The following is a 6,334-nucleotide window of genomic DNA, read 5'->3' as shown; positions in this document are numbered from 1 at the left end:
GCCCACAACGCCCGGTTTCGGCGGCTTCGATGGGCCGAACGCAGCTTTGTTCACCACATGAAGTGTCCCAGGTAACTGCGGTGTTCATTATCGCGTGGTTTATGGACTATACGGGTCAGCCTTCTGAATTGTCACTGTGGCTAAAAACAGTGTGAATTAGAGATTAGTTCGCGCGCGGATGGAGGCGTTGGGATCTGCATTCGAACCATCGAGGAGCGTTGCGGCCGCTAGATTTCATGGCGTCGATGGTTCGAATGCAGCTTGTTTCAGCAAGGCAACTATTAACCGGCATCTCCGGTCTATGCACGGCGGGGGAGTGGAGTAGTTCAACGTGGCGTTGATGAACCTTGGAGAAGGATGTCTGCGCCCCAGCAGTAGGATGGAAGCCATGTCAGATACTTCTAAGCCTCGAATTTTTAGCATGCGGTGGGAGCAGATCCATTCCGCTTATATCGCCAAGGCGGAACGTAAGGACCGTACTCGCGCTGAGGTAGATGAAGTTATTTCCTGGTTCACGGGATACGATGTCCCAGGCATGGCTGCGGCAGGGGAACTTACTGTTGAGCAGTTCTTCGAGCAAGCATCAGAGATGAATCCGCATCGCTTTCTTATCAACGGCAGTATCTGCGGCGTGAAGGTTCAGGAGGTGCAAGACCCAGTGATGCAAAAAAATTCGCCAGCTCGACAAGCTAATCGACGAACTGGCGAAGGGTAAGGCTTTGGAGAAGATCAAGCGCTCAGGCGCTTAACTGCCTCTTTGATTACCTCAGGGCGCTTACAGAACGCGAAACGGACTTTGTAGCGCCATGGTTCGGGGTTATCGGCAAAGGCAGCAAGCGGGATGGCAGCAACCCCGTGTGTCTCGGGGAGCTTTGTACAGAATTCAACTCCGTCCATGCCAGAGGAGCTCACGTCGGCGACTAAATAGTAAGTGCCTTGAGTCTCGTGGACTTGGTAGCCGGCCTTACTTAGGCCAGCAACTAGGATGTCGCGGCATTCGGCCAGTTCTTCCACCATGGCTTTCTGCCAGTCCCGCTCATATACCAGTGCGTGGGCCACTGCGGCTTGGAAAGGCGTGGCGGATACAAATGACATGAACTGTTTTGCTTTTATCACTCCGTCTAGAAGGTCTGGGTGTGCGAATGCCCAGCCCGTCTTCCAGCCGGTGGCGTTAAAGGACTTAGCCGCCGAGCCGACCTTGACCGTACGGGTTTCCATGCCCGGGATGCGCTGGATGTCCACGTGCGTGGCAGAGCCGAAGGTAAGGTCCTCGTAGACCTCGTCGGAAAGCACGAGCAAGTCATGCTCCACGCAGATATCGCGGAGGCCCTCTAGTGCTGTGCGGCTAAATACTGAACCGGTGGGGTTATGCGGAGAATTGACGATCACCATCGCGGTCTTATCCGTCACAGCGGCGCGCACAGCATCGACGTCGAGGTCCCAGCTTTCTCCGGAAGGCTTGAGCGGCACGGCGACGCGGGTGGCGTCGGCAAGCGCGATTGCGGCGGCGTAGGCGTCGTAATAGGGCTCAAGGACGATTACTTCCTGGCCCGGCTCTACCAAGCCGAGAACAGTCGCTGTGATTGCCTCCGTGGCGCCTGCGGTGACCACGATTGCTTTGCGAGAAACTGAGTAGTAATGCGCCAGTGCGTCGACAAGCTCAGGGCGCCCGCGCAGGGGAGCGTATTGATTATTTCCCGTCGCAATCTGCTCCTGCGCGATCTCCAACATGCGCTCTGGCCCATCAGAGTCCGGGAAGCCTTGTCCCAGATTGATGGCGTCATTATCGATTGCCAGCTGGGTCATGGTGGCGAAGATGGTCTCGCCAAATTGCTGCAGACGTTTAACCGTCATTAGAGCACCAAAAGATCGTAACGGGTGGCCTTCACATCATTGAGGCGCTTGCGGGCACGGTCGAGCTTTTGCCACTGGTCTTCCGGGATTGCCTTACGCGCCATGGTGACGACCTCAGCGTCCGGCGTGCCCCATGCAATGGGCATCGGGGTGACCTGCTGCCAGTGTTCTTTATCGCTGTTGTTGCGGTGACCGGAAACTGCGGCAACCGGCAGCTTTGTGCCCACAGTGCGCTTGACACCTGGCACGGAAGTAACGGTGCGCAGGCAAGCTGCCCAACGCGGCGGAAGCCCGGGATCAACGTTGGTGTTCACTAGCGCCATCAGCACCATGTCACGTTCGTTGACCTCAGCTACCACTGCTGGTGCCAGCGGGTAGGAATCATAGAGGTGCTGTGCGGTGCCAACCTGGCGCGCGGCTGCAACGCCCACGATGGCCACGAGGATGCCGAAGAGCAACATACCGAGGCCAATGGTAAATCCCCAGTCCGCATCCACAGTCATGTAGACCGCAGCGGCACCGATGATGAGCAGCAAGCCCATGATGAGGCCGGAGTTGCGCAGGCGCGCGGAATCGCGCAGGAGTTCATTGTTCTTCTTGGCGTAGGTCTCGTCGACCTGAAACTTGAAAATCTTCATCAGGTCATAAGTCTACTTCGTCGACGAGACGGTACGCGTATCCCTGTTCCGCCAAGAAGCGCTGGCGGTGGAGCGCATAGTCCGCATCCACGGAATCACGGGTGACGAGCGTGTAAAATTCTGCTTCCTTACCGTCTTCCTTCGGGCGCAAGAGGCGTCCTAGGCGCTGGGCTTCTTCCTGCCGCGAGCCGAAGGTGCCGGAGACCTGAATAGCTAGGGCAGCTTCGGGAAGATCAATGGAGAAGTTTGCCACCTTGGAGACCACGAGTGTTTGCACCTCGCCGTCGCGGAAAGCTTGGAAGAGCTTTTCACGCTTGGAGTTCGAGGTCTTGCCGTCGATTACTGGCGCGCCCAAGTGCGAGCCGAGTTCTTCCAGTTGCTCCACGTAACCACCAATGATGAGTGCTTGCTGGCCAGCATGCTTGGCCAAAATCTTATCCACGGCACGGTGCTTTGCGCTTGACGACGCCGCGATTCGGTAGCGATCCCGCGCCTGCGCCGTGGCATAGAGCATCCGCTCCTCGGCGTCCATGTCAACGCGTACCTCGATGCACTCCGCCGTGGCGATGTAGCCGGCGGCTTCGAGCTCCTTCCACGGGGCGTCGTAGCGCTTGGGGCCGATGAGGGAGAAGACGTCTCCCTCCATCCCGTCCTCCCGGATGAGCGTGGCGGTAAGGCCCAAGCGGCGGCGCGATTGGAGATCCGAAGTCATGCGGAACACGGGAGCAGGAAGCAGGTGGACCTCGTCGTAGATGATTAGACCCCAGTCGCGGGAGTCGAAGAGCTCAAGGGCGCGGTATTCGCCCTTCGTCTTGCGGGTTACCACCTGATAGGTGGCGATTGTGATCGGTTTGATCTCCTTCTTTTCACCGGAGTATTCGCCAACCTCGTTCTCGGTCAATGAGGTACGCCGCAGCAGCTCGTTGCGCCACTGGCGTCCGGCCACTGTATTGGTAACCAGGATCAACGTGGTGGCTTGGGCCTTGGCCATCGCCGCCGTGCCCACGATGGTCTTGCCGGCGCCACAGGGCAGCACGACCACGCCGGAGCCGCCGGACCAGAAGGATTCTGCGGCATAGGATTGGTAATCGCGCAGCGCCCAGCCTTCCTCCACCAAAGAGATGGGGTGGGACTCGCCGTCGACGTAACCGGCAAGATCCTCGGCGGGCCAGTTGGCCTTGAGCAGCTCCTGCTTGAGGCGGCCGCGCTGCGAAGGCGGCACGGCGAATGTGCTGTCATCGATGCGAGCGCCCAGCAGTTGGCTGACCTTCTTGTGCCGCGCGAGTTCTTCGAGGATCGGAACCTCGGCAGATTCCAAGATGAGGCCGTGCGCCGGATGCGAGTGGAGGCGCACGCGGCCGTAGCGCGACATGGTCTCCGCGACGTCGATAAGCAGCGCCTGCGGAACCGGGAAACGCGAATAACGCTCGAGCACGTCGACCACCTGCTCGGCGTCGTGGCCCGCGGCGCGGGCATTCCACAGCGCCAGCGGTGTGATGCGATAAGTGTGAACGTGCTCTGGCGCGCGCTCCAGTTCTGCAAAGGGCGAAAGCGCGATGCGGGCTGCGGCAGCGTCTTCGTGGTCGACCTCCAAGAGCACCGTCTTGTCAGATTGTACGATGAGCGGTCCGGGCATCTACTTGCTCCTTTGTACAGGTTCGCCAATGGTAGAAAGCCAAAAGTATAGCCCCGATCGCCCTGCTGGCGCTAAGCGAGTTCCACGGCAGTGATGCGGTGCAAAGGGAAGCGGATGGTGGAACCATCGGTGCCGGTGGCATCGACCTGACCTCCGGCGACGGACAGCGGCTTTACAGTCCTGGACTTGGAATTGCCGTTCTTATCCGCATAGGTGATCTTGACGGGGCGCCCGCCGCGGGCAGCAGCGTGAAGAACGTCGAGGCTGGATTCGTCCGCTGCGGTGGGCGCGGGTGATTCGGTATCAAGCAGAGCCTTGGCGACGCTCGTCGGATCCGGGCGAGTGGGGCCAGCCTTGCGAGGTGCCGGAGTAGGCAGTGCGTAGGGCTCGAGCGTCATATTCAGGGAAGCACCTGATTCATCTTCGCCGGCGGGAGCAAGTCCGTGGGCGCGCAGTTTCTCCAGCAGCTCACCGACGCGCACTTGCGATATTGCGACGGTAGGAGCGATGCGGCGCAGTTCTGGCACCGCCCGCACCGCCATTTCGAGAAGGGCGGGATCTTCACTGCGGAGGTACGCCAGCGCAGGGCCGGAGCGCAGCGTGCCGTGGCGCCTATCGACGTCGTGGATGAGAAACTCGAGGGTTTGAGGCACCTCGCTGTGGGCGGCGAAGAAGTCGGTGATCTCTTGCGCCGTCATGCCTACGTCCAAGCCGCGGCGCAGAGTGGACTCGCTAATACGGTAGACGCTGGCTAGGCCTGGCGATTCCAAGTCCGCGAGATCTCCCAACCGGCGATGCGCGCTGGCCTCTAGCGGTCCGGGAACCAAGACCGTGAGATCGCCCTGGATGATGAAGTAGTCCACTTCTTCCGGGGTAAGGGTATGCGTGGCCGCAGGATCCAGCAGCACCTGGGTGGCTTGGCCTAGCGCAATGGCTCCGATCCATTCAGCTTCGGCAACGAGGGCATCGATGGTGGAGGACTTAGTGTGCGTTGTAAAAAGCGGGGCGCGGAAGCGCAGCTCTTCGGAAAATTCCTCTTTGCTAAGTGGGACTGAGGCGTGGGCATAGACGTCCATCACCGTGCGGCGGTGGCGGGCCAAATGCTCAGAGACGCTTTCGGTGGAAAGCAGGCGGCCTTCGGCCCAAGGCTGCCAGGTAGAGGACTGCCAGGCATCGAGGAGCAGGCTCCACTTCTCAGACAGGCCGGCATCTAGCCATTCCTGTGCGCCTTGGGTAGGTGCTAAGAAGTTGCCCTCCAAGCCCTTCGGTTCGCCGCGGCTTAAGAGACGCGCGGAAAAGCCGAGGCAAACCAGGCGGCGCAGCTCCAGCTCTGTGATACCGAGTTCCTTGGCGAGTTGGGCCTGCGGGCGAACGCCTACAGTCTTGTCTTTCAAAAGCTCGATGGGTCGAGCACCGACAAGATCGATGAGTCTTTCCAGCTCGCGAACTACTTGCAGCCCAGCGGCGGCGCCTGCTTCCCCCGTCTTCTTCTCTAGTGGCGGGGTGCCGGCACGGCCGCTTGGGCGCAGCGGAATGAGCTCGGGGCTGTGTCCCTCTAGCGCGCGACGGGCGGCGCGCGGCAGGCGCACGGTGCGGGAATCGACGCGGGTGAGAATGCCCTTGGCTAAAAGGCGGGGGATTGGGCGCGTGGGATCAGCATCGGGAGCTGCGTCGCGAGTAGCGCCCACTCCGCCAGAGCCGGCCAGGGTTTGCAGAATCCGTGCCTCATCCTCGGGCAGTGCCGCGATCTCCTCGGGGTCGGTGGTGCTCTGATGCAGCAGCGACCACCCGGTGGGAAGCGCCTGCATGAGCCCTGGGGCAAGGCATACGCCCTGTGCTTCCACTTCGAATGCGAGGCCCCGCTCGAGCAGCCGTGCGGTTGGCTCTGGGGCCAAAATCTCTACGGGTTCCAGTTCGCCGCCCCGCAAAGCGATGTCCTCGGCAGTAGCAAGCAACTCGGCATCGCACTGCGCGAGTGCGCGCGCTAGGGAAGTGGTCAGGCTAAGGCGCGTTGCCAACGGGGCGATTCCCGGGGGTAGCGGTGAGAGCACATCGCTGCGATAGCCAAGCAGCGTCGAAAGCTGCTCTTGGTCAAGATCTGCAAGCCACGTGCGGAATTGGACCGTCGCGGAGGAAGTGCTGTGAGGTGGGGTCATGGTGGCGAATAAGTTTAGTGGGTTATTGAGTTACTTTTTGGGCCGGGGTT

Annotated in this window: 4 protein-coding genes and 1 pseudogene; 1 reads left to right on the top strand and 4 read right to left on the bottom strand. The window is 60.5% G+C overall.

From position 1 onward, the window contains the following. Positions 1–388 precede the first annotated feature (388 nt). Positions 389–749 (top strand): annotated as a pseudogene (locus HMPREF3155_RS03685) (DUF2200 domain-containing protein). Here HMPREF3155_RS03685 and HMPREF3155_RS03680 read toward each other — a convergent pair. From HMPREF3155_RS03680 to HMPREF3155_RS03665, 4 genes are all read right to left on the bottom strand, one after another. Continuing rightward, positions 730–1,854: an aminotransferase class I/II-fold pyridoxal phosphate-dependent enzyme gene (locus tag HMPREF3155_RS03680; protein ID WP_070432602.1), complete on the bottom strand. Its 1,125-nt coding sequence runs from the start codon at positions 1,852–1,854 to the stop codon at positions 730–732. The pseudogene HMPREF3155_RS03685 and the gene HMPREF3155_RS03680 sit on opposite strands and share 20 nt — an antisense overlap. Further along, complete coding sequence (locus HMPREF3155_RS03675) at positions 1,854–2,492, bottom strand: DUF3239 domain-containing protein (protein ID WP_061921125.1); 639 nt, start codon at positions 2,490–2,492, stop codon at positions 1,854–1,856. Before HMPREF3155_RS03675 ends, HMPREF3155_RS03680 begins: the two co-directional genes overlap by 1 nt. A 4-nt stretch (positions 2,493–2,496) precedes the next feature. Continuing rightward, positions 2,497–4,128: a DNA repair helicase XPB gene (locus HMPREF3155_RS03670; protein WP_070432601.1), complete on the bottom strand. Its 1,632-nt coding sequence runs from the start codon at positions 4,126–4,128 to the stop codon at positions 2,497–2,499. Positions 4,129–4,199: 71 nt separating this feature from the next. Continuing rightward, entirely contained in the window at positions 4,200–6,284 is a 2,085-nt protein-coding gene (locus tag HMPREF3155_RS03665; protein ID WP_070432600.1) for a helicase-associated domain-containing protein, read from the bottom strand. Between the last annotated feature and the right edge of the window lie 50 nt (positions 6,285–6,334).

It is taken from the genome of Corynebacterium sp. HMSC06D04 (genome assembly GCF_001807315.1).
Classification (GTDB): Bacteria; Actinomycetota; Actinomycetes; order Mycobacteriales; family Mycobacteriaceae; genus Corynebacterium; species Corynebacterium simulans.
Note: the sequence above shows the minus strand (reverse complement) of the source record. Positions and strands in the feature narration are given on the sequence as shown.